At 64.7% G+C, this 21,484-nt stretch carries 26 protein-coding genes; 19 read left to right on the forward strand and 7 right to left on the reverse strand.

The genetic code is table 11. From position 1 onward, the window contains the following. Positions 1 to 58 precede the first annotated feature (58 nt). On the reverse strand, positions 59 to 613 hold the full coding sequence (gene hemJ, locus ACR64R_RS22050) for a protoporphyrinogen oxidase HemJ (RefSeq protein WP_487358380.1): 555 nt from the start codon (positions 611 to 613) through the stop codon (positions 59 to 61). After that, positions 610 to 1,638, reverse strand: a complete 1,029-nt coding sequence (gene hemE, locus ACR64R_RS22055; RefSeq protein ID WP_487358381.1) for a uroporphyrinogen decarboxylase — start codon at positions 1,636 to 1,638, stop codon at positions 610 to 612. Before hemE ends, hemJ begins: the two co-directional genes overlap by 4 nt. A gap of 400 nt (positions 1,639 to 2,038) precedes the next feature. Between hemE and ACR64R_RS22060 the strand changes: the two genes are divergently transcribed. The 13 genes from ACR64R_RS22060 to ACR64R_RS22120 all read left to right on the forward strand — a co-directional run bounded on the left by ACR64R_RS22060 (position 2,039) and on the right by ACR64R_RS22120 (position 13,200). After that, positions 2,039 to 2,860: a pyruvate, water dikinase regulatory protein gene (locus ACR64R_RS22060; protein WP_487358382.1), complete on the forward strand. Its 822-nt coding sequence runs from the start codon at positions 2,039 to 2,041 to the stop codon at positions 2,858 to 2,860. Positions 2,861 to 2,902: 42 nt separating this feature from the next. Next, entirely contained in the window at positions 2,903 to 3,502 is a 600-nt protein-coding gene (locus ACR64R_RS22065; protein WP_487358383.1) for a Maf-like protein, read from the forward strand. Next, the gene (locus tag ACR64R_RS22070; protein WP_487358384.1) at positions 3,495 to 4,328 is read left to right on the forward strand and encodes a shikimate dehydrogenase; all 834 of its coding nucleotides are present in this window, start codon (positions 3,495 to 3,497) and stop codon (positions 4,326 to 4,328) included. Before ACR64R_RS22065 ends, ACR64R_RS22070 begins: the two co-directional genes overlap by 8 nt. A gap of 5 nt (positions 4,329 to 4,333) precedes the next feature. Next, complete coding sequence (coaE, locus tag ACR64R_RS22075) at positions 4,334 to 4,936, forward strand: dephospho-CoA kinase (protein WP_487362517.1); 603 nt, start codon at positions 4,334 to 4,336, stop codon at positions 4,934 to 4,936. 95 nt (positions 4,937 to 5,031) lie between these two features. Then, positions 5,032 to 5,736: a DNA polymerase III subunit epsilon gene (gene dnaQ / locus ACR64R_RS22080; RefSeq protein WP_487358385.1), complete on the forward strand. Its 705-nt coding sequence runs from the start codon at positions 5,032 to 5,034 to the stop codon at positions 5,734 to 5,736. Positions 5,737 to 5,976: 240 nt separating this feature from the next. Then, complete coding sequence (tauA, locus tag ACR64R_RS22085) at positions 5,977 to 6,990, forward strand: taurine ABC transporter substrate-binding protein (RefSeq protein ID WP_487358386.1); 1,014 nt, start codon at positions 5,977 to 5,979, stop codon at positions 6,988 to 6,990. A gap of 228 nt (positions 6,991 to 7,218) precedes the next feature. Next, positions 7,219 to 7,992: a taurine ABC transporter ATP-binding protein gene (locus ACR64R_RS22090; RefSeq protein ID WP_487358387.1), complete on the forward strand. Its 774-nt coding sequence runs from the start codon at positions 7,219 to 7,221 to the stop codon at positions 7,990 to 7,992. Next, a complete protein-coding gene (locus tag ACR64R_RS22095) occupies positions 7,989 to 8,849 on the forward strand; it encodes an ABC transporter permease subunit (RefSeq protein ID WP_487358388.1) in 861 nt (286 codons plus the stop codon). Before ACR64R_RS22090 ends, ACR64R_RS22095 begins: the two co-directional genes overlap by 4 nt. 17 nt (positions 8,850 to 8,866) lie before the next feature. Beyond that, complete coding sequence (locus ACR64R_RS22100; protein WP_487358389.1) at positions 8,867 to 9,067, forward strand: hypothetical protein; 201 nt, start codon at positions 8,867 to 8,869, stop codon at positions 9,065 to 9,067. 345 nt (positions 9,068 to 9,412) lie between these two features. Further along, entirely contained in the window at positions 9,413 to 10,384 is a 972-nt protein-coding gene (locus tag ACR64R_RS22105; RefSeq protein WP_487358390.1) for a sulfonate ABC transporter substrate-binding protein, read from the forward strand. A gap of 73 nt (positions 10,385 to 10,457) precedes the next feature. Next, positions 10,458 to 11,615: an FMNH2-dependent alkanesulfonate monooxygenase gene (gene ssuD / locus ACR64R_RS22110; protein ID WP_487358391.1), complete on the forward strand. Its 1,158-nt coding sequence runs from the start codon at positions 10,458 to 10,460 to the stop codon at positions 11,613 to 11,615. Continuing rightward, entirely contained in the window at positions 11,612 to 12,391 is a 780-nt protein-coding gene (locus tag ACR64R_RS22115) for an ABC transporter permease subunit (protein ID WP_487358392.1), read from the forward strand. The genes ssuD and ACR64R_RS22115 overlap by 4 nt, the downstream gene beginning before the upstream one ends. An 8-nt stretch (positions 12,392 to 12,399) precedes the next feature. Beyond that, positions 12,400 to 13,200: an ABC transporter ATP-binding protein gene (locus ACR64R_RS22120; protein ID WP_487358393.1), complete on the forward strand. Its 801-nt coding sequence runs from the start codon at positions 12,400 to 12,402 to the stop codon at positions 13,198 to 13,200. Positions 13,201 to 13,242: 42 nt separating this feature from the next. On the opposite strand, the gene ACR64R_RS22125 is transcribed toward ACR64R_RS22120, so the two are convergent. Then, a complete protein-coding gene (locus ACR64R_RS22125) occupies positions 13,243 to 13,428 on the reverse strand; it encodes a hypothetical protein (RefSeq protein ID WP_487358394.1) in 186 nt (61 codons plus the stop codon). A 308-nt stretch (positions 13,429 to 13,736) separates the two neighbouring features. Here ACR64R_RS22125 and ACR64R_RS22130 point away from each other — a divergent pair, with 308 nt between their 5' ends. From ACR64R_RS22130 to ACR64R_RS22145, 4 genes are all read left to right on the forward strand, one after another. After that, the gene (locus ACR64R_RS22130) at positions 13,737 to 14,099 is read left to right on the forward strand and encodes a septal ring lytic transglycosylase RlpA family protein (protein ID WP_487358395.1); all 363 of its coding nucleotides are present in this window, start codon (positions 13,737 to 13,739) and stop codon (positions 14,097 to 14,099) included. 282 nt (positions 14,100 to 14,381) lie between these two features. Continuing rightward, positions 14,382 to 15,659, forward strand: a complete 1,278-nt coding sequence (locus ACR64R_RS22135) for a polyhydroxyalkanoate depolymerase (protein WP_487358396.1) — start codon at positions 14,382 to 14,384, stop codon at positions 15,657 to 15,659. Between the two features lie 201 nt (positions 15,660 to 15,860). Then, the gene (locus ACR64R_RS22140; protein ID WP_487358397.1) at positions 15,861 to 16,478 is read left to right on the forward strand and encodes a transglutaminase-like cysteine peptidase; all 618 of its coding nucleotides are present in this window, start codon (positions 15,861 to 15,863) and stop codon (positions 16,476 to 16,478) included. Between the two features lie 288 nt (positions 16,479 to 16,766). After that, positions 16,767 to 17,009: a hypothetical protein gene (locus ACR64R_RS22145; RefSeq protein ID WP_487358398.1), complete on the forward strand. Its 243-nt coding sequence runs from the start codon at positions 16,767 to 16,769 to the stop codon at positions 17,007 to 17,009. A 235-nt stretch (positions 17,010 to 17,244) separates the two neighbouring features. Here ACR64R_RS22145 and ACR64R_RS22150 read toward each other — a convergent pair whose 3' ends face one another. From ACR64R_RS22150 to ACR64R_RS22165, 4 genes are all read right to left on the reverse strand, one after another. Then, complete coding sequence (locus tag ACR64R_RS22150) at positions 17,245 to 17,607, reverse strand: helix-turn-helix domain-containing protein (RefSeq protein ID WP_487358399.1); 363 nt, start codon at positions 17,605 to 17,607, stop codon at positions 17,245 to 17,247. Between the two features lie 10 nt (positions 17,608 to 17,617). Next, positions 17,618 to 18,142, reverse strand: coding sequence for a Smr/MutS family protein (locus tag ACR64R_RS22155; protein ID WP_487358400.1), 525 nt, complete (start codon positions 18,140 to 18,142; stop codon positions 17,618 to 17,620). Next, on the reverse strand, positions 18,139 to 19,242 hold the full coding sequence (gene mltA, locus ACR64R_RS22160; RefSeq protein ID WP_487358401.1) for a murein transglycosylase A: 1,104 nt from the start codon (positions 19,240 to 19,242) through the stop codon (positions 18,139 to 18,141). Before mltA ends, ACR64R_RS22155 begins: the two co-directional genes overlap by 4 nt. 134 nt (positions 19,243 to 19,376) lie before the next feature. Then, positions 19,377 to 20,084 (reverse strand): Tim44/TimA family putative adaptor protein, encoded by a 708-nt coding sequence (locus tag ACR64R_RS22165; RefSeq protein WP_487358402.1) that lies wholly within the window; start codon positions 20,082 to 20,084, stop codon positions 19,377 to 19,379. Between the two features lie 201 nt (positions 20,085 to 20,285). On the opposite strand from ACR64R_RS22165, the gene ACR64R_RS22170 reads away from it, so the two are divergent. Next, positions 20,286 to 20,780, forward strand: a complete 495-nt coding sequence (locus ACR64R_RS22170; protein ID WP_487358403.1) for an FxsA family protein — start codon at positions 20,286 to 20,288, stop codon at positions 20,778 to 20,780. Positions 20,781 to 20,961: 181 nt separating this feature from the next. After that, the gene (secB, locus tag ACR64R_RS22175; RefSeq protein WP_487358404.1) at positions 20,962 to 21,465 is read left to right on the forward strand and encodes a protein-export chaperone SecB; all 504 of its coding nucleotides are present in this window, start codon (positions 20,962 to 20,964) and stop codon (positions 21,463 to 21,465) included. Positions 21,466 to 21,484 lie beyond the last annotated feature (19 nt).

Consider the following 21,484-nt stretch of genomic DNA (forward strand, 5'->3'; position numbering starts at 1 on the left):
GTCGGTCGTCTGAAAGAGCAAGCCGCCTTTTGCGGGGCCCTGGCTTGACGCGAAAGCCTCAGAACGGCTTCACGACAACCAGGATGACGACAGCGATCATCAGCAATGTGGGGATCTCGTTGACGATCCGCCAGTGTCTCGCCGGCTTTTCATTCTTGTCCTCGGCGAATTTCCTGACCGCCGCGGCGAGATAGCCATGCAGACCCGACAAGACGAGTACGAGCGCGATCTTGGCGTGCAGCCAGCCGCCCTGGAATCCAAAACCTTTCCAGGCCAGCCAGAGCCCGAACACCCAGGTCACGATCATCGCCGGATTGATGATCGCCCTGAGCAGCCTGCGCTCCATTACCTTGAAGGTCTCCGACTGCAGCGAGCCCTTTTCGGCCTCGGCGTGATAGACGAAAAGCCGCGGCAGATAGAGCATGCCGGCCATCCAGGAAATGACCGCGATCACATGGATCGCCTTCGCCCACAAATAGAAGCTTTCCGGCGCGACGAAATAAAGCAGCGCGGTCAGCACCACGAGAACGACAAGGCTGATCGCCATGCGCTTCATCGCCTGGCCGGTGCTGCTATCGTTGCCAGCGCTATTTCCGTTGCTTGTGGCGCTCATCGATAGTTCCTCACCATTTTCACCATCGCCTCGACATGCGCGACCGGCGTCTCCGGCGTGATGCCGTGGCCTAGATTGAAGATCAACGGCCCCCCGCTCAGGGTCCTCAGGATGGACTCGACGCCGTCGGCCAGCGCCTTGCCACCGGCGACAAGGCGCAGCGGATCGAGATTGCCCTGCACGGCCCCTTCGCGTTGCAGTTCCTTGGCCATCGACAAAGGCACCGTCCAGTCGAGGCCGAGGCCGGCGATGCCGGTCTTTCCCCTGTAGTTGCGATAGCGCTCGCCGGCGCCTTTCGGAAAGCCAATCACCGGCACATTCGGGTGAACCGCCTTCACCCGCCGGACGATCTCGGCCACCGGCTCGACGCAGAAGGCCTGGAAGGACGGGTCGTCCAGAACGCCCGACCAGGAATCGAAGATCTGCACCGCATCGGCGCCGGCTTCGATCTGGCGGATGAGATAGGCGGCCGAATGATCTGCCAGTATCGTCAGGAGCCGTGCGAAGGCCTCCGGCTCGCGATAGGCGAAAAGTCGCGCCGGCCCCTGGTCCGGTGTGCCATGGCCGGCAATCATGTAGGTCGCCACCGTCCAGGGCGCGCCGCAGAAGCCCAGCAGCGTGGTCTCGTCGGGCAGTTTCGCGCGCAACCGTCGCACCGTCTCGTAAACCGGTTCGAGATTCACGTGAAACATCTCGCCGCTCAGCGCCGCAATCTCCGGCCCCGTGATCGGCTTCAGGATCGGCCCACGGCCTTCCTCGAAGCGAACCTCGCGTCCCAGCGCATTGGGCACCACGAGAATGTCGGAAAACAGGATCGATGCGTCGAAGCCGAAGCGCTCTATCGGCTGCAGCGTCACCTCGACGGCAAGGTCCGGATCGTAGCAGAGATCGAGGAAGGAACCCGCGCGCCTCCTGGTCTCCCGGTACTCCGGAAGATAGCGGCCTGCCTGGCGCATCATCCAGAGCGGCGGCGGTGAAACCGTCTCGCCCTTGAGGACGTCCAGCATGATCCGTTTCCCAGCCATACAGTGCTGCCCTCTCCGGTCTTTCTAATCAAATATCTATTCTAAAAGAGTCTTCTGATTCTAAGAGTTTGTTGGTTGTGATGGTTGCGACCTGTCCAGCCTGCGGCTCGAAAAGGCCAGTCAGCATATTGTCGCGTGCTCTCTTTCGCAATTTGGAGGAATCTGGGGACGAGGCGGATTCAGGCTTTCGAGTCAAAAGCTTGGCCGTTCCGTTCCGAGTTTCGCATTGTGGATGAAATCGGCCAAGAGAATTTGATCCCCGGTTTTGTCCCCAGCGCCGCGACAAAGCCTACAGCGGGTCGAATTGTGGACAAGCGGCCATCTGATACAGTCGCTTCCTTACGCAAGGCCCGACCATCCAGCCTTGTCCACAATTGCCCACAGCCTGGACCCATCCCCTGTGAACAAACCTCAGAGCTTCTTCCACCTGCATCTGATTTCCGACGCCACCGGCGAAACGCTGCTGGCCGCCGGCCGCGCCGCATCCGCACAATACAAGGATGCGCGTGCCATCGAGCATATCTATCCGCTGATCCGCACCGAGAAGCAGGTCGCCAAGGTCTTCGAGGATATCGAGGAAGAGCCCGGCATCATCCTCTACACCGTCGTCGACCAGAAGCTCGCGCGCTCCATCGATGAGCGTTGCGCGGCGATGGGCCTGCCTTGCGTGTCGGTGCTTGAGCCGGTGCTTACCGTCTTCCAGTCCTATCTCGGCACGCCGGCCGGCCGCCGCGTCGGCGCCCAGCATGTGCTCGACGCCGAGTATTTCCGCCGCATCGATGCGCTGAACTTCACCATGGAGCATGATGACGGCCAGCTGCCGGCCAATATGGACGATGCCGACATCGTGCTGATCGGCATCTCGCGCACCTCGAAGACGCCGACCTCAATCTATCTCGCCAACCGCGGCATCAAGACCGCCAATATCCCGATCGTGCTCGGCGTGCCGCTGCCGGAAAGCCTGGTCGAAGCCAAGAAACCGCTTGTCGTCGGTCTCGTTGCCACGGCCGAGCGCATCTCGCATGTCCGGCAGAACCGCATCCTCGGCACCAGCGCCGACTTCGTGCCCACCGACTATATCGACCGCGCCGCGATCAACGAGGAACTCGCCTATGCGCGCCAGCTTTGCACGAGGCATGGCTGGCCGATGATCGATGTCAGCCGCCGCTCCATCGAGGAAACGGCCGCCGCGATCGTTGCCCTGCGGAGCAAGAACAGATAACGCATTGCCCCGATCAACCGGGGACGCGTTGGGCGAAACATCATGGCCGAGAAAATCATCCTCGCTTCGGGCAGCCCGTTCCGCAAGGCGATGCTCGTCAATGCCGGCCTCGACATCGAGGCGGTGCCGGCTCTTGTGGACGAGCGGGCCCTCGAGGCCCCGCTGAAAGACAGCGGCGTCTCGCCGGAAGACGTCGCCTCGATCCTCGCTGAGGCCAAGGCGAGCGAGGTCAGCGGGCGCAGGCCGGGCTCGTTGGTGCTCGGCTGTGACCAGACGCTGTCGCTGGGCGACGTGATCTTTCACAAGCCCGCCGACATGGAAGGCGCCCGCAGACACCTGCTTGCGCTCTCAGGCAAGACACATCAGTTGAACAGCGCCGCCGTGCTTTGCCGCGGCGGCGAGGTGTTGTGGCGCCATGTCGGCGTTGCCAGCCTCACCATGCGCAAGCTCGACCCGGCCTTCATCGGCCGGCATCTGGCGCATGTCGGCGCCAAGGCGCTGTCCAGCGTCGGCGCCTATCAGATCGAGGGCGAAGGCATCCAGCTGTTCGAGAAGATCGAGGGCGACTATTTCACCATCGTCGGCCTGCCGCTGCTGCCGGTCCTGAAGGAATTGCGCGCCCTGGGGGCGATCGATGGCTGAGCGACGAGCTTTTGTCACCGGGCATCCGATCGCCCATTCCCGCTCGCCGAAGATCCACGGCCACTGGCTGGCGAAATACGGCATCGACGGCAGCTACGAAGCGATCGACGTCGCGCCGGCGGATTTCGCCTCTTTCCTGGCATCGCTCGGCGAAAACGGCTTTCGCGGCGGCAATGTCACCATTCCGCACAAGGAAGCGGCCTTCGCCGGCGTGGCCCGCCGCGACCATGCGGCCCATGAAATCGGCGCCGTCAACACGCTGTGGTTCGAGGATGGCGTTCTCTGGGGCGGCAATACGGACGGCTATGGTTTCGCCGCCAACCTTGACGACCATGCGCCGGACTGGGCGGCCAATGGGCCGGCCGTGGTGCTGGGCGCTGGCGGCGCCTCCCGCGCGGTCATCCATGCGCTGAAGGAGCGCGCGGTGAAGGATATCCGCGTCGTCAACCGGACGCTGGCTCGGGCGAAGGAACTCGCCGGTCACTTTGGCGCCGGGGTCTCGGCGCATGGCGCCGATGCGCTCGGCGGATTGCTCGGCGATGCCGGCCTGCTCATCAATACCACCTCGCTCGGCATGCATGGCAATGAAGCTTTGGCCGCCGATCCGGCGGGCCTGCCCAGCCACGCCATCGTCACCGACATTGTCTATGTGCCGCTGGAGACGCCTTTGCTTGCCGCCGCCAAGGCGCGCGGCCTGAGGGCGGTCGATGGGCTTGGCATGCTGCTGCATCAGGCGGTGCCCGGCTTCGAACGCTGGTTCGGCCGCAAACCCGAGGTCACGGCCGAACTTCGAAGCATGATCGTCGCCGACATCGAAGGCCATTGACACCCATGATCGTGCTCGGCCTCACCGGATCGATCGGCATGGGGAAATCCGCGACGGCCAGGATGTTCGCCGAGGCGGGCGTGCCGGTGCATGATTCCGATGAGACCGTGCATCGCCTTTATTCAGGTAAGGCAGCTCCGCTGGTCGAGGCGGCCTTTCCGGGCACGACGCAGGCAGGCGTGGTCGATCGCGTGAAGCTTGGGCGGCAAGTGCTTGCCGATCCCGCCGCGCTGAAGAAACTCGAGGCGATCATCCACCCGCTGGTGCGGGCCGACGCCGATGCTTTTCTGGCCATGCACCGCGCCGCCGGCAGTCCGCTCGCTGTGCTCGACATCCCGCTCCTGTTCGAAACCGGCGGCCGCGACCGGGTCGACAAGGTCGTGGTCGTCACCGCTTCGCCCGAAATACAGCGCGAGCGCGTGCTGGCCCGGCCCGGCATGAGCGAGGAGAAGTTTGCCTCGATCCTCGCCAAGCAGGTGCCCGACGCCGAGAAACGCCGCCAGGCCGACTTCATCATCGACACCGGTCATGGCTTCGACGCGGCGCGAAACTCGGTCGGCGCGATCATCGCGGAACTGGGGGATAAGCAAGGCGCCCCCCATTCCTGACTCTTGCTGTCAGCGGCAGCCATTGCCATTTTTCGCCGAAGCACGATTCTGGCGCGCGCCAGGGAAAACTGATTCGCCAAACCCGTTGATTCGAAATGCGTGAGATCATCTTCGATACCGAAACCACCGGCCTCGACATGCGCGAAGATCGCATCATCGAGCTGGGCGGCATCGAGCTGGTCAACCGCTTCCCGACCGGCCGCAGTTTCCACAAATTCATCAACCCGCAGGGGCGGGCCGTGAATGCCGAGGCGCAGGAAGTGCACGGCATCAGCGCCGCCGATCTCGTCGGCAAGCCCACCTTCACCGAAATCTGCGAGGAGTGGCTGGCCTTCATCGACGGCGCCAAGCTGATCGCGCACAACGCCAACTTCGACATCGGCTTCCTCAATGCCGAATTCAGCCGGCTGGGCCACCCGTTGATAGACACCGGCCGCGTCGTCGACACACTCGCCTTGGCGCGGCGCAAGCATCCGATGGGCCCGAACTCGCTCGACGCGCTCTGCCGGCGCTATGGCATCGACAATACCCGCCGCACCAAGCACGGCGCGCTGCTCGACTCCGAATTGCTGGCCGAAGTCTATATCGAGCTCATCGGCGGCAAGCAGGCGGCGCTGGTCCTTGACGCCGTGGCGATGCAGATGAACGGCGCCGGCGAGGTTGCCGATATCGACATTTCGATTGGCGCCAGGCCCATCATCCTTCCGCCGCGCCTCAGCGAAGCGGATAGAGCTGCGCATGCCAGGCTGGTCGGCACGCTTGGCGAAAAGGCGCTCTGGCTGAAACTGGCGGCCGGGTGATCCCTTGGACCAGGGTCAGCGCGTCGCTTCTTGCTCCGTCGGGGAATGGCGACCGCTTGGCAAATCTCCGAAGCTGGGGCCGAGGTACGTCGCGATCGTCCTTTGCGCCCTTTGCGCCGACTCCCGGCGACACTTTTCCAACAAAGCCCGTTTGCTTGGAAGGATTTAACTCTACAAACCCGATAGAATTAGCGGACGATAGAAAGGCAATCCAGTTTCTCGGGGTTTTGGAGCCTTTCAATGTCAATACTTTCACGACGCATCCTGCTTCTCTCGTCGGCCGCGCTTACGGCCGCCGCCTTGCTCGGTCCGGCCAGCGCCGAGGATCTCAAGATCACCATCGGTTACCAGACCGTGGTCGAGCCCTCGAAGGTGCCGCAGGCCGATGGCGCCTATGAAAAGGCGACCAAGGCGGCGATCGACTGGCGCAAGTTCGATTCCGGCGCCGACGTCATCGCCGCCATAGCCTCCGGCTCGGTCGATATCGGCTATGTCGGCTCGAGCCCGCTGGCGGCGGCCGCGAGCCGCGAATTGCCGATCCAGACCATTTTCGTCGTCGGCCTGATCGGTCCCTCGGAAGCGCTGGTTGCCCGCAACGGCGCCGGCATCGAGAAGGTCGCCGACCTCGCCGGCAAGAAGGTCGCCGTGCCGTTCGTCTCGACCACGCACTACAGCCTGCTCGCGGCGCTGAAGCATGAGAATGTCGATCCGAAGTCGGTGCAGATCCTCAATCTCAGGCCGCCGGAGATCGCCGCCGCCTTCGCGCGTGGCGACATCGACGCGGCCTATGTCTGGGACCCGGCGCTCGGCCAGATCAAGACGACGGGCAAGGTGGTGCTGAATTCCGCGCAGGTGGCCGCCTGGGGCGCGCCGACCTTCGACGCCTGGATCGTGCGCACCGATTTTGCCGAGAAACATCCCGAGGCCGTGCGCGACTTCGTCAAGGTGACCGGCGAGGCCTATGCGCAGTTCCTGGCCAAGCCCGAGGCCTGGTCGGTGTCCTCGCCCGAGGCCGGCAAGATCGCCAAGCTCACCGGCGCCAAGCTGGAAGAGGTACCGGAACTGCTCAAGGGCTATGTCTTCCCGTCGCTCGAGGAGCAGGCCTCGGACAAGTTCCTCGGCGGCGCGACGGTGCAGGCCATCGCCGCGACGTCCGCCTTCCTCAAGGAGCAGGGCAAGGTCGACGCCGTCTTGCCGGACTATTCGAAATACGTGACGGCGAAATATGCCAGCGAGGCACTCGTCTCGAACTGAGCTTTTCTCCATGCAGTCTCCGGAAGGATGACCGCCTTTCCGGGGATTGTTCGCAAGCGCGGCGCCTTCTTCCCTGGCCTTGCGCTCGCCTGTCCCGAAGCCGCTTACGAGGCGCGGCTTCGGGGCAGGCTCACTCTAACGCAATTCCGGACGGAAGCTTCGGCGAAGCCGCCGAAACCTGCCGCCTCACGCTTTTCCTGGAATTGCTGGCAGCGAAGGCCAGATCCGATGCCGCATCTCACCCTCGACAAGGTCAGCGTCCATTATGACGGCCAGCCGGCGCCGGCGGTCGAGCGGGTTTCGCTCGACATCGCAAAGGGCGATTTCGTCGTGCTCGTCGGCCGTTCCGGCTGCGGCAAGACCTCGCTGCTCAACGTCGCCGCCGGCCTGGTCGAGCCCGCGGGCGGCCTTGCCACGGTTGGTGGCCGGCCGATCACAGGCCCTGGATCCGATCGCGCCGTGGTCTTCCAGAACGATGCATTGTTTCCCTGGCTGACGGCGCGCGAGAATGTCGCCTTTGCGCTCAGGCTGCGCGGCGTCTCGGCAGGCAAGCGAGCGCGCCGCGCCGACGAGTTGCTGTCGCTGGTCAAGCTCGGCGATGCCGGCGACAAGCGCGTCTGGGAGCTTTCCGGCGGCATGCGCCAACGCGTCGGCCTTGCCCGGGCGCTCGCCGCCGAACCCGAATTCCTTCTGCTCGACGAGCCCCTCGGCGCGCTCGACGCTCTGACGCGCGAGCGCATGCAGACGACGCTGCTCGATCTCTGGGCCGCGGCCCGGGTCGGCGTACTGATGGTGACCCATGGCATCGAGGAAGCGCTGGTGCTGGCGACCCGCATCGTCGTGCTGGCGCCGGGGCCCGGCCATGTCGTGCGGACATTCGAGACCCATTTCGGCCGCCGCTACGCGGCTGGTGAGCCGGTCCGCGCGATCAAGGCCGATCCGGCCTTCGCCGCGGCCCGCGCTGAACTCACCGATGCGATCTTCGAGGGAGAGGCGGCATGAGCGTCGGCGCCTATGGCGAACGCGCGAGAGCGAAGACCGGCGAGAATGATAGGTTTTCCGTGCCATGGTCGCGGCCTCGACCTAGACGGACGCTCATTTCGGCAAGGCTGGTCAGCGCGATCACCATCCTCGCGTTGCTGGCCGCCTGGACGGTGGCGGCCTCGCTGCAGCTGGTATCGCCGGTCTTCCTGCCCTCGCCGGTCGCGGTGTGGGCGAAGTTCGTCCTCGTCGCCCGCGACGGGTTCGTCGATGCGACATTGTTCCAGCACATCCTCGCGTCGCTTTGGCGCGTCTTCGCGGCGCTGGTCGCCGCGATCCTCGTCGGCGTCCCGGTCGGGCTCGCCATCGGCGTCAGCAGGATCGGGCGCGGTGTGTTCGATCCGCTGCTGGAGTTCCTGCGGCCGATCCCGCCGCTCGCTTATCTGCCGCTGATCATCATCTGGTTCGGCATAGGCGAGCCGTCGAAGATCCTGGTGATCGCCATCGCCATGCTGGCGCCGGTGGCGCTGTCGACCGCCGCCGGGGTGCGCGGCGTCTCACGCGAGCGCGTCGACGCGGCGCGCTCGCTCGGCGCCACCCGCGCCCAGGTCATCCGCCACGTGATCCTGCCCAGCGCGCTGCCCTCGATCCTCACCGGCTTGCGCATCGCGCTTGGCGCCGGTTGGTCGACGCTGGTCGCGGCCGAACTGGTGGCGGCGACGCGCGGGCTGGGCTTCATGATCCAGTCGGCGGCGCAGTTCCTGGTCACCGACGTGGTGGTGATGGGCATCCTGGTGATTGCCATCATCGCGTTCGTGCTGGAATTCGTGATCCGCCGGATCGAGCGGGTGCTGGTGCCCTGGGCGGGGCGCGAATGAACGGAACGAGAAGGACGATGACCCATTCCACCGCGATGCTGTTCGCGCATCTCGGCGCTTGGCTGTTGCGTCTGCCGCCAGGTGACGAGCGCATGGAGGATCGGAGACCGGAAGACGAACCGAAATCGCCGACGCCGATGCCGCTTGCCGGCGAACGCGATCGCCTGCCGCCCCGTGACGAGAGCTTCTACTGGGCCTGGCAGTACTGGTCGCATTGAGCCGTTGCCGGCCGAAGCTCGCACTTAAGGGGCGCCTCTCATGGCGGACAGAGGAGAGGCTGCGGCAGCTGAAGGGCAGCGCCGCCTGGACAATCACGAAAGCCGGCTCGGCGGCAACGCGCCCTGATCCGCAGGGCCGCTGCCGCCCCTCATCGTCCGGATTTCGCCGCGTCTGAATGCGGAGGATTAAACAAGCGCCGATCTTCAATTCCAGAAAATAATTCCGCATTACCGCGCTAGATCGCAAATCCTTTCCTCTACTAAGTTTATAGACATACCTAGCCTGAACCCATCATCCGGCAAACGGACATTCCCGGCGCCGATCCGCAGTGATGGAGAGGTATGATGCTGAATCTGACGAGACGCGCTTTCGGCGTTGGCCTGCTGGCGGCGGCGGCCTTTTCCGCATCCTTTGGGATGGCATCCTCCGGCGCCAGGGCGCAGGAGCTCAAGGCGTTCAACATCGGCTACCAGAAGACCGGCCTGCCGGTGATTGCACGCCAGCAGCAGATCATCGAGAAGGCGCTGGCCGACAAGGGCGTGACGGTCAAATGGGTCGAGTTCACCGCCGGCCCGCCGCTGGTGGAGGCCTTGAATGTCGGCGCCATCGATGTTGGGTGGACCGGCGACGCGCCGCCGATCTTCGGTCAGGCGGCCGGCGCCAACATCGTCTATGCGGCGGCGCTGCCTTCCAATGGCGACGGCGAGGCGATCTTCGTCAAGCCGGCCTCGCCGATCCAGTCGCTGGCCGACCTCAAGGGCAAGCGCATCGGCGTCGGCAAGGGCACCAGCGCGCATAATCTCCTGGTCGCCGCCCTGGAGAAAACCGGCATCGCGTTCGACCAGGTCACGCCGGTCTATCTCAGCCCGGCCGACGCGGCGGCCGCCTTCGCCAGCGACCAGATCGACGCCTGGGCGGTGTGGGACCCGTTCTTCGCCATCGCCGAGACCCGCTACCAGCCGCGCGTGCTTGCCCGCTCCAGCGACGTGCTGAAGGTCAACACCTATTTCCTCGCCAACAAGGATTTCGCCAAGGCGCATCCCGATTTCGTCTCGACGACGATCGCCGCCCTCGGCGAGGCGGCGAAATGGGCCGACCAGAACCGCGACAAGGTGGCGGAGGCGCTGCATGAGGTGACCGGCGTGCCGCTCGACGCGCAGACGATCGCCGCCAACCGCTCCAGGTTCGGCATCTTCCCGATCACCGACGAGATCGTCGCCGGCCAGCAGGCGACGGCCGACCGCTTCTTCAAGCTCGGGCTGATCCCGAAAGCGGTGCGGATATCCGACGCCGTGTGGACCGCGCCGGGCAACTGATTTTCGTCCATGGCGCCGGGCGGCGACCGCACGGCGCCGCCGTATTTTCTCCTGTCTTCCCCGGATATCGGCCATGACCGCTTCAGCCAGCCCGCTCGATTTCTTCTGGTTCATTCCGACGCATGGCGACGGATCCTATCTCGGCACCGAGAAGCAGCAGCGTCCGCCCGAGTTCGGTTACTTCAAGGAGATCGCCCAGGCGGTAGACCGGCTGGGTTTCCCTGGCGTGCTCCTGCCCACCGGGCAGAACTGCGAGGATTCCTGGATCACCGCCACCGGCCTGGCGGCGGTGACCGAAAGGCTGAAGTTCCTGGTTGCGCTGAGGCCCGGCGTGACGCTGCCGACCTTCGCGGCACGCCAGACCGCGGCGCTCGACCGGTTGAGCAACGGCCGTCTGCTGCTCAATGTCGTGGTCGGCGGCAACCCGACCGAGCTTGCCGGCGACGGCGTGTTCCTGCCGCATGACGAGCGTTATGCGCAGGCCCATGAATTCCTCACCATCTGGCGCGGTCTGGTGTCCGGCGAACGGGTGAATTTCGACGGCAGATATTATCGCGTCGAGAACGGCCGCCTCGACCTGTTGCCGCTGCAGGAGCGGCCGCCGCTCTATTTCGGCGGCTCTTCCGACGCCGGGCAGGAGCTCGCGGCCGACCTCGTCGACATGTACCTCACCTGGGGCGAACCGCCGGCGCAGGTTGCAGGCAAGATCGCCTCGGCGCGCGAAAAGGCGGCGCGGCGCGGCCGCAAGCTGCGTTTCGGCATCAGGCTGCATTTCATCGTGCGTGAGACGGAGGACGAGGCCTGGCGCGCCGCCGAGCGGCTGATCAGCCATGTCACCGACGCGCAGATCGAAAACGCCCAGGCGCGGTTCCTCAAGGAGATGGATTCGGTCGGCCAGCGGCGCATGGCCGAACTGCATGGCGGCCGGCGCGACCGGCTCGTCGTCTCGCCGAACCTTTGGGCCGGCGTCGGGCTGGTGCGCGGCGGCGCCGGCACGGCGCTGGTCGGCACGCCCGAGCAGATCGCCGAGCGTATCCGCGAATACCAGGCGATCGGCATCGACACCCTCATCGGCTCCGGCTACCCGCATCTCGAGGAGGCCTACCGCGTCGCCGAGCTCCTGTTCCCGCGGCTCGGGCTGGGCACTCAGCGGCGGCGGGCGCACAAGGATATCGCCAACGAGTTCTCGGTCGGCTTCCACGGCGCCGACCGGCTGCAGGCTTCGTCGTGAGCCTGTCGGCGCGCCTTGTCCGCAACGGCACGGCCGGCTGGCTGTTGCCGGCGGCAATCATCGCCGGCTGGGAAGCCGCCTCGCGCGCCGGCTTGATCCCGGCCAATGTGCTGCCGGCGCCGAGCGCGGTGGCCGTTGCCTTCTGGCGGCTGACGCTTTCAGGCGAGCTGATCCGCAACATCGGCGTCTCCACCCTGCGCGCGCTGTCGGGCTTTGTCATCGGCGGCTCGATCGGTTTCGCGCTCGGTCTCGCCAACGGATTGTCGGCGCTGAGCCGCGGGCTGACCGACACGACGCTGCAGATGATCCGCAACATCCCGCACCTGGCGCTCATCCCGCTGGTCATCCTGTGGTTCGGCATCGACGAGGAAGCAAAACTCTTCCTGGTGGCGCTCGGCGTCTTCTTCCCGATCTACGTCAACACGTTGCTCGGCATCCAGGGTGTCGATCCGCAGCTGGTCGAGATGGGCCGGGTCTATGGGCTCGAGCGGCGCGCTTTGTTCTTCCGGGTGATCCTGCCCGGCGCGCTGCCGTCCGTCTTCGTCGGCCTGCGCTATGCGCTGGGCATCATGTGGCTGACGCTGATCGTCGCCGAGACGATCTCGGCCAGTTCCGGCCTCGGCTACATGGCCATGCAGGCGCGCGAGTTCCTGCTGATCGATGTGGTGGTGCTGTCGATCCTGATCTACGCGCTGCTCGGCAAGCTTGCCGACAGCCTGGCCCGCTTGCTCGAGCGTCTGTCGCTCGGCTGGCATCCGGCCTTCCAGAAAGGGTGAGAACAAAGATGCCAGCCGCCACTCTCACCGCCACACGCTCCCTCGTCTCCACGCCGGCGCAAGCCCGCACGATCGGCTCGGTCGAGGGCCGGCGGGCCTTCGCCTTCAAGGATGTGGGGAAACGTTTCGGCGACAAGACCGTGCTTGCCGGCATCGATCTTGAGGTGCGCGCCGGCCAGTTCCTGGCCGTCATCGGCAAGAGCGGCTGCGGCAAGAGCACGCTGCTTCGGCTGCTCGCCGGGCTCGACCGCCCCAGCAGCGGTTCCCTGACCTTCCCAGGTGAGGAAGGCCACGACCGTACGCGGTTCATGTTCCAGGAGCCGCGGCTTTTGCCGTGGATGAGCGTGGCGCGCAATGTCGAGATCGGCCTGACCGGCATCGTCGGCGGTGCCGAGGCCAGGCAGAGGGCGCTTGCAATGCTGGACGAGGTCGGACTCGCCGATCGCGCCGACGAGTGGTCGTCGGTCCTGTCCGGCGGTCAGAAGCAGCGTGTCGCGCTTGCCCGCGCCCTGGTCGGTCACCCACGGATCCTGGCGCTGGACGAGCCGCTCGGCGCGTTGGACGCATTGACCAGGATCGAGATGCAGCAGCTTCTGGAACGGATATGGCTCGACCAGAAGTTCACCGCCGTGCTGGTGACGCATGATGTCGGCGAAGCCGTGGCGCTGGCCGACCGCGTCGTCGTGATCAGCGCCGGCCGGATCGCCCTCGATCTCGACGTGCCGGTGGCCAGACCCCGCCGGCATGGCGCGGCGGAGCTTGCCCATATCGAGGGCACCATCCTGGATCATCTGTTCAGCCGGGCATGACCGCGCGCGGCGCCGGACGCCGCTGATAGCCGGCAGTGCAGCTCAGATGCGCGAGCGGATTGCCCAGCTCAGCCACACCACGCCGACAAGCATGGTGATGAGGCCGATATAGAGCCATCGCGTCTGGCCGGTCATGAAGCTGCCACTGACAAGGCCGAGGCCCTGCAGCGACCACAGCGCACCCAGCCCCAGCACAATCAACGCCAGCACAAAACTGATCAATCGCATCAGCTAGACCATCCCCGAAAGTCGATCCTGAACGGCAATAGGAGCACGCAAAAACACACCAAGGAATCGGACCAGTCCGGCTCCTCTGTACTTGAATTACAAGGACCGATGCTGGCCGGTAAATCGCGAACATCGGTCCGATATTCATGAAGGATACGCCTTCCTGGCTCCGGCAATATCATGACAAACTGTTTCGCGGCGACTCCAAACGTGTGCCGCCGCCATGGAACCGCCAGATCGCTGCCGCATTTGCTGCCCCATTCGGCACATATCGCGGGGCCTGTCTGTAACGGAGCAACCCCCAAAGCATGAAGAAAACCAACCAGACCGCGCTTGTCGCGGTAACGATCGCGGCTGGCCTGATGGCTGGCGCCTCCTCCGCCTCTTCCGCCGCCGCGCAGTGCGGCCGCGCTTCCTGGTATGCGCTGCATTCCAGAACCGCCTCAGGGGAACGCATGAACCCCTCGGCAATGACTGCTGCCCATCGCTCCTTGCCCTTCGGCACCAAGCTCAAGGTCACCAACAAGGACAATGGCAGAAGCGTCATTGTGCGTATCAACGATCGCGGCCCATTCGTGAAGGGACGCATGCTCGATCTCTCCCGCGGCGCCGCCAGCCAGCTGGGTTTCATCGGTTCGGGCCATACCGCCGTCTGCATGGCGCGCGTCTGAACCCCCCATTGCCCGACCATGATCCAGCGCGGCCCGAGGGTCCGGGATCATGGCCGGCATCCGGCAATCGGGGTCGGACACATAGCCTTCACATTTCGGCAGCGCACATTAAGCCGGCTCCTCCGTTCTCGGCCGGTTCCCAACGACTTGCACCAAAGATGCATTCTTCACGCGACGTGACGTATTGCATCGCAACAATATGTTGTTAACCTCCGCGCGTGACATTCAAGGCTCGGCGCTGTTCGTCGTCCCTTTGGTCGTCGGACGGCAGCGGGGTTCCCGATGTTCTACCAGCTCTATGAATTGAACCATGCGGCGCTTCAGCCGGCCCGTGTCTACGCCGACGCGGTGCGGCTGTTCTATTCCAACCCGCTCAATCCGTTCTCTCACACGCCCTTCGGCCGCTCTGTCGCCGCGACGGCCGAACTTTTCGAGCGCACCACCCGCCGCTACGGCAAGCCGCAATTCGGCCTGGACAAAACCGTGCTCGACTGGAAGACCGTCGGCGTCACCGAAAGGACGGTCTGGTCGAAGCCATTCTGCAATCTCGTCCGCTTCGAGCGCGCGCTGCCCGCCAATCGCAAGGCCGACCCGAAGCTTCTGATCGTGGCGCCGATGTCTGGCCATTACGCCACGCTGCTGCGCGGCACGGTGGAGGCGCTGCTTCCTCACGCCGATGTCTACATCACCGACTGGGTCGACGCCCGGATGGTGCCGGTGACGCAAGGCAGCTTCGATCTCGACGACTATATCGATTATGTCGTCGAGATGTTCCATGCGCTCGGCCCCGACTCGCATGTGATGGCCGTGTGCCAGCCCTCCGTGCCGGTACTGGCCGCGGTGGCGCTGATGGAGAAGCGCGGCGATCCCTTCGTGCCCTCCACCATGACGCTGATGGGCGGCCCGGTCGACACGCGCCGCAATCCGACCGCGGTCAATCTTCTGGCCAAGGAAAAGGGCATCGACTGGTTCAGGGACAATGTCATCATGCAGGCGCCCTGGCCGGTGCCTGGCTTCGGCCGCGCGGTCTATCCGGGTTTCCTGCAGCTTTCGGGCTTCATGAGCATGAATCTCGACCGCCACATCATCGCGCACAAGGACTTCTTCATGCACCTTGTGAAGAATGACGGCGACGGCGCCGAAAAGCACCGCGACTTTTATGACGAGTATCTGGCGGTGATGGACCTGACGGCGGAGTTCTACCTGCAGACGGTCGACACCGTGTTCGTGCGCCACGCCTTGCCGAAGGGCGAGATGACACATCGCGGCGAGCCGGTCGACCCGACGGCGATCCGCAATGTCGCCCTGCTGACGGTCGAGGGCGAGAACGACGACATTTCCGGCCTCGGCCAGACCCAGGCCGCGCACGACCTTTGCACCAACATCCCCGACGAAAGGCGCGCGCACTACATGCAGCCGGCCGTCGGTCACTATGGAGTCTTCAACGGCTCGCGCTTCCGCTCGGAAATCGTGCCGCGGATCGTCGATTTCATTTCCAGCTATGGCCGCCCGCACCGGGTGGCGGTGAAACCGAGGCTGGTCCGTTCCGCCAAGAGCTGAACGCCACGAACCGCCCCGGAAAGGACTTCCACTCCGCCGCCTCGCGGCGGCCGTTTGCGCTGTGGCCGCGCCTCTGTTGCTAAAGTGCCGCTACGGGATACCCCGGGTAACCATGCCGCCAAACTGGCCGTCGTCCCTAATTGACACGGACTGTAAATCGCCTTTAACGTTTCGTTAATAAAGAACAGGGCGGCGGGGACAATGACTTCCTCAGCGATAGCGCGGATTCTGCGTTTGTGTTCGGTCGCAGGGCTGGCGATTTCGGCCCACTGGGCGGTGCCCGCCTGGGCGGCCGGCGCGATGACCACCGGCGGCCTGACCTCGCAGCCGATCGGGCACTATGATTTCTGCAAGGCGCGCCCGAACGAATGCAACATCCGCCCTGTCGATCTCGAGCCTGCAAAGATGACGGACAGCCTCTGGCGCAGGCTGGTCAGCGTAAGCGCCAAGGTGAATGCCGCCGTCAAGCCGTTGAGCGATCTCGATCACTATGGCAAGGAAGAGGTCTGGGCCTATCCGGATGACGGTTATGGCGACTGCGAGGACTATGTGCTGGAAAAGCGCCGCCAGCTTTATCGCATGGGCATGTCGCTGGCCGATCTTCTGATCACCGTCGTGCGCAAGCCGGACGGCGAGGGCCATTCGGTGCTGACGGTGCGCACCGACAAGGGCGACTATGTCCTCGACAACCTGACGGACAAGGTCAAGTCCTGGGACGAGACCGGCTATCGTTTCCTCAAGCGGCAGGCGATCGACAACACCGGCCGCTGGGTCTCGATCCGCGACGGCCAGGCCGTGCTGGTCGGTTCGGTGCAGTAGGCAACAGCTCCGGCTTACTCTGCCTTCGTCATACTATGGCCCAGCGGGGAGCGAAGCTACGCGCGCAAACCATAGGATCTCTTCAGTTCGTCCAGGCACTGCCCGGCAGTCGAGCGTTGCGCTCGCCTATATACTTAGTGACGGCCATGGCGTGGATCCGCTCCCGCCCAGCCCCTGAATTATGAGGCGAGGGGGCCTCCGAAAATTTTCTGCACAACTCCATGAACCGTTTTCGTCCGCCCGGCGACACACAGCCGTGGATGACAAACCAAACCATGGAGAACTCAAATGACTGCTTTCCTGCGAAACACCCTGCTGGCCGCCGTCGCGGTATCGGCCCTGACCGGATCGGCCCTGGCGGACCAGACCGTCAAAAGCTGCGCGGCGACCAACCTCAATGACCTGTGGAGCGGCCGCTGCTGCAGCGCCGGCTCCGCGGACTGCCTTGGCGGCGGCAATGGTGGCCGCGACCATGACGGCAATGGCGGCCGCGGCAGCCCCGGCAGCACCAACGGCGCCGGCAAGCCCTGATCTCAAGAGTAAGAGCGCGCGAAGGCTGCCCGCGGCGTGGCATGCAAGAGCTCGGCCCTCGCGGCTTCCGTTCCATCACCTATGGGCGCCATCGCGGCGCAGAACGAACTCCGTTCTGCGCCGCGTTTGCCTTTCGCGCGAGGTCACGGGATGGACCCTGGGGTCCCCGCATCCATTTCGCTCGTGGATGACGAAGGTACAGGAACGGCTTCGACAAGCTGTTTTTGGGGCCAGACTATCCCTTTAGCGCAACCCGGACCGCCGCGGTGATTTTCCGCAGTTCCGCCTCGTCCAGCTTCTCGATGCTCTCGGCCAGGAGATTGGCAAGCTCGGTCGCCGCCGGCGACAGACCTGATGTGTCGATCCTGACCCTCGGATGCGAGCTTTCGGCAAGGCGGGCGAGATCCTCCGCATCGTCCCAGATGATGTTGAAATAGCCGATGATCTTCTGGATCAGCGTCCAGGTCGGCGCACCGCGGCGTCCGTGCTCGAGCGCCGACAGATAGGCGGCGCTGACGCCGATGGCCGAGGCCATCGCCTTCTGGCTGACGCCGCGCTCGGCACGCAGCGCCCTGAGCTTCTCGCCGAACGGGGTCAATGGGGCGTCCTCATGGGCGCGTCCGCCGCAGCCGCACATAGAGCGCGCCCGAGCCGCCGTGGTTGCGCGCCGCGTGATCGTGGCTGGACACCAGGTGCCGGAAGGCAGGCGTCGACAGCCAGGCCGGCACGGCGCGGCGCAGGATGCCGTCGCCGCCGGACGACGAGCCCTTGCCGGTGATGATCAGCACATAGCGGATGCCGCCGGCATGCGCCCGATTCAGGAAGGTGAGCAGCAGCGAATAGGCCTCGTCCTGCGTCATGCCGTGCAGGTCGACCCGGCCCTCGATCGGCAGCCGGCCCTTCTTCAATTTCTGCAACGTCTGGTCGTCAAGCGCATGTGAGACATGCGGCGCCTTCGGTTTTGCGGCGACGGCCACAACACCGTTGACCGGAGCCGGCGCGGGCGTCGGCTTGGGCTCGATGACGTCGGGGATCTCGACGGCGGTTTTGCCTTTCAAGGGGCGGGCCGAACGCGCCACCAGGTTCCACAGGATGCGGTCGTCGTCGCTCAGATGATCGTCGCGGCGGCTCACCGGCGCTCTCCATCGATCAAGGCGCGCGGCACCAGGGCATGGAAATCGGCGGCGTTACGGACCACGCCGGCGATCTCGCCGGCCGCGTCGCCGGAGCCGGCGAAGAGATCGCCCCGGGCGGGGCCAGTGATGGCCGAGCCGGTGTCCTGCGCGATCATCAGCCGCCGGAACGGTTTCTGGTCGAAGGCGGTGAGTGTCGGCGCATCGACGTAGAAAGGTGTGCCGAACGTGTGGAGCAGGCGGTCGACCGCCACCGAGCGGCCTGGCGTCAGCGGCACCTTGGCGGCGGCGATGGGCCCAAGCGCCGCATCGTCGACCGCGGCTTCGCGGAAGAAGATATAGGAGCGATTTTGCCAGAGGATCTCGTCGATCCGGTCCGGATGCGCCTTGAACCAGGCGCGGATCGACTGCATCGTCACCTTCTCCAGCGGGATCTCGCCGAGTTCGCTCAGGATCTTGCCGGGACCGGTGAAACGCTGGCCCGATTTCGCGGCATAGGTGACGCGGGCAAGTCGGCCGTCGGTCATCTTCAGCCGCGCCGCGCCCTGCACATGGATGAAGAAGGCGTCGACCTTCTCGGCGAGCCACGCGATTTCGAGGTTCCGGCCGGACAGCGCGCCGCGCTCAATCGCGCCACGGTCGAAATACTCGACAGGACCATCATCGGTCCGGCGGGCGAATGCCAAATAGGGGTCCATGCCGGCCGGCCGGTTGTCGTCGTCGATGTCGATCAGGTCGAGGGGCCGGCCAAGCAGCGGCACGATGAACCGCTCCGTCCTGACCGGCGAGGCCTCGACCTCGGGTTCGTAGAAGCCGGTGACGAGACCTGAACCATTTTCAGCCCTCACCAGCATCGGAACGAAATGCCGTTCGAAGAAGGATCGCGCCTCGGACCGGCCGGGAGCCGAAACGGCGCGCGCCTCGGCATAGGCCTCCGCAAAAGCATTGAAGTCGACGCCGAGCGAACCGGTGCGGTAAGGCTTTACCTGCGCATGGAGGGCTGAGCGCCGGAACGCAGCGAAGGCCGCGCGGTGATCGTCCTCGCTCCAGCCCAAAAGGTCGCCGAAAGATTCTTCGCTGAATGTTGGAGAGAGCGGCACGACCGAGCCCCGCCGCCTAGAGGCGCATGATTTCAGGTCGTTTCGACCTGAAATCTGAATCCGCCTCTAATTCGAAGAGATGAACCATGATGTCTTCCGAAAACCGCTCCACACTTTCGGCATCATGCTCCGGATCAATCTTCTTCTTCGGTGGCGACGAGCTTCCAGTTCGGGTCGCGCGAGCGGGTGTCGCGGGCGAAGGTCCAGACATCCTTGACCTCGGCCACCGTCTCCGGGTCGCCGTCGATCACGGCGCCGGCCTTGTCGCGGGTCGCTGAGATCAGCTCGGAGACTATTCGCAGCGTGATATGCGCTTCCGAGCCCTTCATCTCGGCGGCGACGATGTCGGCCTTGTCGATGCCGACGAAGGAAGACTGGATCTTTTCCGATTTCGCCTCGCGCTCGCCGATCGCGGCGACGAAGCCGTCATAGACTTCGCGCGACAGGAGGTTCTTCAGCGCCTTGCGGTCGCCATCGGCATAGGCCATGACGATCATCTCATAGGCCATCTTGGCGCCGTCGACGAAGCTTTTCGGCTCGAAGGACGCATCATTGTCCTTGATCGCGCGCAGGCCCTTGTTGAGATCGGTGTCGGGCTTGGCGAAGGCGTCGATGTCGGCGTAGGTCTCGGCTGTCGGCTCGCCCGGCACGCGCTTGCGCGGCAGCGACACGACATTTTCAGGTTTTTGCGCCGCATCGGCGTCGCGCGTGCGGCTGGCCGAATAGGGATCGAACGGGGGACGCTCGTTCCCCGTGCGACGTCCAAGCACGTTGCGCAGTTGGAAGAAGATCACAACCGCCGCTATCAAAAAGAAAATCGTGCCGAAGTCGAAGAAACCCATATTTTCCGCCAACTCGATCCCTGTCCTTGCCGGACCGGCGTAACCCCTCGGGATCGCGGTCGCATAGCGTTCAACACTCAAAGCATATAGAACGGCAGGCGCAATCATTCAAATCAAAGGCAGCCATACCTATCTAAGAGCGCCAAGGCCAGCGGCGATTGTCCGCGAGCGCCGCAAAACAAGAAAGCGATCGGTCAAGACTTGCGCATTTCGCTCATTCCGCTGTTCCTGCTCCTGCTGCCGCTGCTGGAGATCGCCGGCTTCGTGGTCGTCGGCCGCGAAATCGGCGCCCTGGCGACGGTCGGACTGGTCATCCTCTCCGGCGTCGCCGGCAGCCTGCTTTTGCGGCACCAGGGCTTTGGCGTCATGGCGCGGGTGCGCGCGGAAATGGATGCCGGGCGCGATCCCAGCCGCCAGCTCGCGCATGGCGCGATGATCGTGCTCGCGGCGATCCTGCTGATCATCCCGGGCTTCATCACCGACATCCTGGCCATTCTTCTGTTGTTGCCGCCGGTGCGCGACCTCGCCTGGCGCCTGCTCAAGAGCCGGGTCGTCATGACGACCAGCTTCGGCCGCGGTTTTTCGGCGCGTCGGCGCGACACCGTCATCGATCTCGACGACAGCGACTATTCGCGTGACGATTATCCGAATCGGCCGGATGACAGCTCGCCGTGGCGGCGGCTGAAGAACGACTGAGTCGACCCGGTTCAAGCCGCCGTTTTCAGCGTCTCGCTTTCCGAATCCGCCAGGCACGCATAGGCTCGCGGCCTGTCACCGGCGGGAGGCGGCAAAACTTGTTTTGTCCGGCCGGCCATGGTAGCGAACCCGCGATTTCAATCCGGTCAGCAATGCTGCCCAGGCAAAAGGACCAAGGCTCATGGCCAGCAACGATGACGCCGCGACCGGCGCCGCCAACGGCAACGGCGCTCAGAACCAGCCCTCGCTCAATGTACTTGCCCAGTATGTGAAGGACCTGTCCTTCGAAAGCCCCGGCGCGCCGAACTCGCTGCGCGGCCGCGACAAGGCTCCGGGCATCGCCATCAATGTCAACGTCAACGCCAACCCGCTTTCGGACAAGCAGTTCGACGTCAACCTGACCCTGAACGCCAAGGCCTCCTTCGACCAGGAAGTGCTGTTCAACGTCGAGCTGGTCTATGGCGGCGTCTTCGCCATCTCGGGCTTCCCGCAGGAGCATATGCTGCCGATCCTGTTCATCGAATGCCCGCGCCTGTTGTTCCCCTTCGCCCGCCAGATCATCTCCGACGCAACCCGCAACGGCGGCTTCCCGCCGCTGATGCTCGACCCGATCGATTTCGCGCAGATGTTCCAGCAGCGCATCGCCGAGGACCAGGCGGCGGCGAGCAAGGTCCAGGTGAGCTGACAAGCCTCCCTGGACGTGA

The sequence above is a fragment of the Mesorhizobium sp. MC2-1-1 genome (assembly GCF_057597255.1).

Excerpts from the sequence above, each read along its gene's own strand:
- hemJ (WP_487358380.1), bottom strand. The coding sequence starts at position 613 with ATGAGCGCCACAAGCAACGGAAATAGCGCTGGCAACGATAGCAGCACC.
- hemE (WP_487358381.1), bottom strand. The coding sequence starts at position 1,638 with ATGGCTGGGAAACGGATCATGCTGGACGTCCTCAAGGGCGAGACGGTT.
- ACR64R_RS22065 (WP_487358383.1), top strand. The coding sequence starts at position 2,903 with ATGGCCGAGAAAATCATCCTCGCTTCGGGCAGCCCGTTCCGCAAGGCG.
- ACR64R_RS22070 (WP_487358384.1), top strand. The coding sequence starts at position 3,495 with ATGGCTGAGCGACGAGCTTTTGTCACCGGGCATCCGATCGCCCATTCC.
- coaE (WP_487362517.1), top strand. The coding sequence starts at position 4,334 with ATGATCGTGCTCGGCCTCACCGGATCGATCGGCATGGGGAAATCCGCG.
- dnaQ (WP_487358385.1), top strand. The coding sequence starts at position 5,032 with ATGCGTGAGATCATCTTCGATACCGAAACCACCGGCCTCGACATGCGC.
- tauA (WP_487358386.1), top strand. The coding sequence starts at position 5,977 with ATGTCAATACTTTCACGACGCATCCTGCTTCTCTCGTCGGCCGCGCTT.
- ACR64R_RS22090 (WP_487358387.1), top strand. The coding sequence starts at position 7,219 with ATGCCGCATCTCACCCTCGACAAGGTCAGCGTCCATTATGACGGCCAG.
- ACR64R_RS22095 (WP_487358388.1), top strand. The coding sequence starts at position 7,989 with ATGAGCGTCGGCGCCTATGGCGAACGCGCGAGAGCGAAGACCGGCGAG.
- ACR64R_RS22100 (WP_487358389.1), top strand. The coding sequence starts at position 8,867 with ATGACCCATTCCACCGCGATGCTGTTCGCGCATCTCGGCGCTTGGCTG.
- ACR64R_RS22105 (WP_487358390.1), top strand. The coding sequence starts at position 9,413 with ATGCTGAATCTGACGAGACGCGCTTTCGGCGTTGGCCTGCTGGCGGCG.
- ssuD (WP_487358391.1), top strand. The coding sequence starts at position 10,458 with ATGACCGCTTCAGCCAGCCCGCTCGATTTCTTCTGGTTCATTCCGACG.
- ACR64R_RS22120 (WP_487358393.1), top strand. The coding sequence starts at position 12,400 with ATGCCAGCCGCCACTCTCACCGCCACACGCTCCCTCGTCTCCACGCCG.
- ACR64R_RS22125 (WP_487358394.1), bottom strand. The coding sequence starts at position 13,428 with ATGCGATTGATCAGTTTTGTGCTGGCGTTGATTGTGCTGGGGCTGGGT.
- ACR64R_RS22130 (WP_487358395.1), top strand. The coding sequence starts at position 13,737 with ATGAAGAAAACCAACCAGACCGCGCTTGTCGCGGTAACGATCGCGGCT.
- ACR64R_RS22135 (WP_487358396.1), top strand. The coding sequence starts at position 14,382 with ATGTTCTACCAGCTCTATGAATTGAACCATGCGGCGCTTCAGCCGGCC.
- ACR64R_RS22140 (WP_487358397.1), top strand. The coding sequence starts at position 15,861 with ATGACTTCCTCAGCGATAGCGCGGATTCTGCGTTTGTGTTCGGTCGCA.
- ACR64R_RS22145 (WP_487358398.1), top strand. The coding sequence starts at position 16,767 with ATGACTGCTTTCCTGCGAAACACCCTGCTGGCCGCCGTCGCGGTATCG.
- ACR64R_RS22165 (WP_487358402.1), bottom strand. The coding sequence starts at position 20,084 with ATGGGTTTCTTCGACTTCGGCACGATTTTCTTTTTGATAGCGGCGGTT.
- secB (WP_487358404.1), top strand. The coding sequence starts at position 20,962 with ATGGCCAGCAACGATGACGCCGCGACCGGCGCCGCCAACGGCAACGGC.